The organism is Selenomonas sp. (assembly GCF_052169755.1).
In the GTDB taxonomy this organism is placed as follows: domain Bacteria; phylum Bacillota; class Negativicutes; order Selenomonadales; family Selenomonadaceae; genus Selenomonas.
The window spans coordinates 1-3,258 of sequence record NZ_JBQNBV010000185.1 but is presented as its reverse complement, the minus strand read 5'-3'; the positions used below and the strand labels follow the sequence as shown (position 1 = coordinate 3,258).

General features: G+C 58.8%; 4 protein-coding genes. All 4 read left to right on the top strand.

All coding sequences use genetic code 11. From position 1 onward, the window contains the following. Positions 1–172 precede the first annotated feature (172 nt). The 4 genes from purE to purN all read left to right on the top strand — a co-directional run bounded on the left by purE (position 173) and on the right by purN (position 3,195). Positions 173–664 (top strand): 5-(carboxyamino)imidazole ribonucleotide mutase, encoded by a 492-nt coding sequence (gene purE / locus ACTTKG_RS10025; RefSeq protein WP_442674058.1) that lies wholly within the window; start codon positions 173–175, stop codon positions 662–664. 24 nt (positions 665–688) lie between these two features. Beyond that, the gene (purC, locus tag ACTTKG_RS10020) at positions 689–1,402 is read left to right on the top strand and encodes a phosphoribosylaminoimidazolesuccinocarboxamide synthase (RefSeq protein WP_442674057.1); all 714 of its coding nucleotides are present in this window, start codon (positions 689–691) and stop codon (positions 1,400–1,402) included. Positions 1,403–1,538: 136 nt separating this feature from the next. Next, complete coding sequence (gene purM, locus ACTTKG_RS10015; RefSeq protein ID WP_442674056.1) at positions 1,539–2,591, top strand: phosphoribosylformylglycinamidine cyclo-ligase; 1,053 nt, start codon at positions 1,539–1,541, stop codon at positions 2,589–2,591. Next, on the top strand, positions 2,584–3,195 hold the full coding sequence (gene purN / locus ACTTKG_RS10010) for a phosphoribosylglycinamide formyltransferase (RefSeq protein WP_442674055.1): 612 nt from the start codon (positions 2,584–2,586) through the stop codon (positions 3,193–3,195). Before purM ends, purN begins: the two co-directional genes overlap by 8 nt. Positions 3,196–3,258 lie beyond the last annotated feature (63 nt).

The following is a 3,258-nucleotide window of genomic DNA, read 5'->3' as shown; positions in this document are numbered from 1 at the left end:
GATAAATTCAGCCGCCCATCTTCACACGTCTACGCTGTCCTCTCGTCGTCGACCAATCCTCGGCGTAGCACTGCTACGCCTGTGGTTTGTCTCCTAGAGAGAGCCAGCGCATCTGTGCAAATCTGGGCAACTTCATTTTATCAGCGTTTCCTAAAAAGGAGAGGGATCTTTCATGAAAGCAGCTCTTTTTATGGGAAGTGATTCGGACTGGCCGATCATGAAGCCGGCGGTGGAGCTTCTCAAGGAGTTCGGCGTCGAAGTCGACGTCATCGTGGCGTCAGCGCACCGCACGCCCGCGAAGGTGCACGAGTATGCCGAAAACGCGCGTGAAAACGGCGTCGGCGTCATCCTTGCAGCGGCGGGGGCGGCGGCGCATTTGGCGGGCGTCATCGCGAGCTATACGACGCTTCCCGTCGTCGGCGTGCCGATCAACGCGACGCCTTTGAACGGACTCGACGCGCTCTTGAGCACGGTGCAGATGCCGTCGGGCATCCCCGTCGCGACGATGGCGGTCAACGGCGCGAAGAATGCGGCGGTCTTCGCCCTCGAAATCTTCGGTGCGCAAGACGCTGCTGTTGCAAAGCAGCTCGAAGGGTATCGCGAGAAGCTCCGGGAAGGCGTGGCGAAGAAGGCGGCGCGCGTCGCATCGCAGGTCAATCAGTAGGAATTCAACGGAGGACAGGAAATCATGAGCAAGAAGGTTCTGTACGAAGGCAAAGCAAAGATCATGTACGAGACGGAGAATCCCGACGAATTGCTCGTCTATTACAAGGACGATGCGACGGCAGGCAACGGCGCGAAGAAGGGCACGATCGTCGACAAGGGCGTCATGAACAACAAGATCACGTCATTTTTCTTTGACCTTCTGAAGAAGAACGGCATTGACCATCACTCGATCCGTATGCCGAGCGACCGTGAGATGATTGTCAAGAAGCTTGAGATCATTCCGCTTGAGGTCGTCGTGCGCAACATCGCGGCAGGCAGTCTTGCCGAGCGCCTCGGCCTTGAAGAAGGCACGAAGATGGCGATTCCCATCGTGGAGCTTTACTACAAGAGCGACGAACTCGGCGATCCGATGATCAACCACTACCACGTCAAGGCGATGGCGATGGCGACGGATGAGGAGATTCGTGAGATTGAGCGTCAGGCCTTGAAGGTCAACGAGATCATGATGGCGCATCTGAAGACGAAGAAGATTACGCTCGTCGATTTCAAGCTGGAATTCGGCAGGGACAAGAACGGCACGATCATTCTTGCCGACGAGATTTCGCCGGATAACTGCCGCTTCTGGGACAGCGATACGAACGAGAAGCTCGACAAGGACAGATTTCGGCGCGACCTCGGCAACGTGGAGGACGCTTACAAAGAGATCTTGCGCCGCCTGACAGGCGAGGAGAGATAATAGCCCGCAGCCCGCCGCCATTCTTTCGAATGGCGGTGGGTTTGTGTATTTCTTTGCGGTTTTTTGATTCATGCGAGATGTGCGCACAATGTGCCAAAAGTGACATTTGTGCGACGTTTTGTGTGGAGGAGGCAGAATGGAAAAGAAACTTACCTATCGTGACGCGGGCGTCGATATCGACGCAGGAAATGAATCTGTCAAGCTCATCAAGGACAGCGTGCGTGCGACGTACCGCCCCGAAGTGCTCGGCGATCTCGGCGGCTTCGGCGGTCTCTTTGCGCTGCAGGCAGCGAAGTACAGGGAGCCGGTGCTCGTTTCGGGCACGGACGGCGTGGGTACGAAGCTTCGGCTTGCCTTCATGCTCGACAAGCACGATACCGTGGGGCAGGACGCTGTCGCCATGTGCGTCAACGATATTCTCGTGCAGGGCGCAGAGCCGCTCTTTTTTCTCGACTACCTCGCCGTCGGCAAGCTCGTCCCCGAGCAGGTAGCCGCCGTCGTCAAGGGCGTCGCCGCTGCCTGCAAGGAGTCGGGATGTGCGCTCATCGGCGGCGAAACGGCGGAGATGGCGGGCTTCTATGCGGACGGTGAGTACGACATCGCGGGCTTTGCCGTCGGCGTCGTCGAGAAGTCGAAGATCATCACGAGCGAACGCGTCAAGGAGGGCGATGTGCTGCTCGCGCTGCCGTCCTCGGGCGTTCACTCGAACGGCTTCTCGCTCGTGCGCAAGATTTGCTTCGAGCACAAGGGCTTCACGGGGGCGGAAACCTTCCCCGAGCTTGAAAAGACGCTCGGCGAGGAGCTTCTGACGCCGACGCGGCTCTATCCGCGCGTGTGTCTGCCGCTCATCGAGAAGTTCGACATTCATGGCATGGTGCACATCACGGGCGGCGGCTTTTACGAAAATATCCCGCGCGCCCTGCCTGAGCATCTTGCGGTGGAAGTCGATGCTTCCGCCTGGCAGACGCCGTCGATCTTCCGCCTGCTGCAGGAGTGGGGCAATGTCGATGGACATGAGATGTACCGCACGTTCAACATGGGCGTCGGCATGGTCATCATCGCCGCGCCCGAGGAGACTGCGAAGATTCGTGCGCACCTTGCGTCAGCGGGCGAGGAGGTCTACGCGATCGGCTGCGTCAAGAAGGGCGCACACGATGTGACGATCAAAGGCGGGATTCTCGATGCGTAAGGAAGTGCTCGGCATCCTGTGCTCGGGGCGCGGCACGAACCTCGAATCCATCATCAAGGCGCAGAAGAACGGCGAGATCCGCGCGGAGATCGCCGTCGTTCTGACGGACAAGCCTGAGGCGAAAGCCTTGGAGCGTGCGGCAGAAGCGGGCATCGCGCATCAGTGCGTCGATCGCAAAGCGTGCGCGACACGCGAGGAATTCGAAGAAAAGCTCGTCGCGGCGCTCGAAGCGGCGGGGGTGACGCTCGTCGTGCTCGCGGGCTTCATGCGCATCTTGAGTCCGTACTTCGTGCGCAAGTTCTGCGGGCGCATCCTGAACATCCATCCGTCTCTCCTGCCGTCTTTCGGCGGGGCGCACGCCCATCGCGACGTGCTCGCCTACGGCGTCAAGGTCTCGGGCTGCACGATTCACTTCGTCGACGAAGGCATGGATTCGGGACCGATCATTTTGCAGGCGGCTGTGCCTGTCATGGATGACGATACGGAAGATACGCTCGCCGCGCGGGTGTTGGAGCAGGAACATATCCTCTATCCGCAAGCCATCGCGCTCTATGTGGACGGGCGGCTCAAGGTGGAAGGCCGCCATGTGACGATTTTGGAATAAGTTACTTGTTTGTTGTAGACGAAAGGTGGAGATTGACCATGAAAATCAAGCGTGCTCTCATCA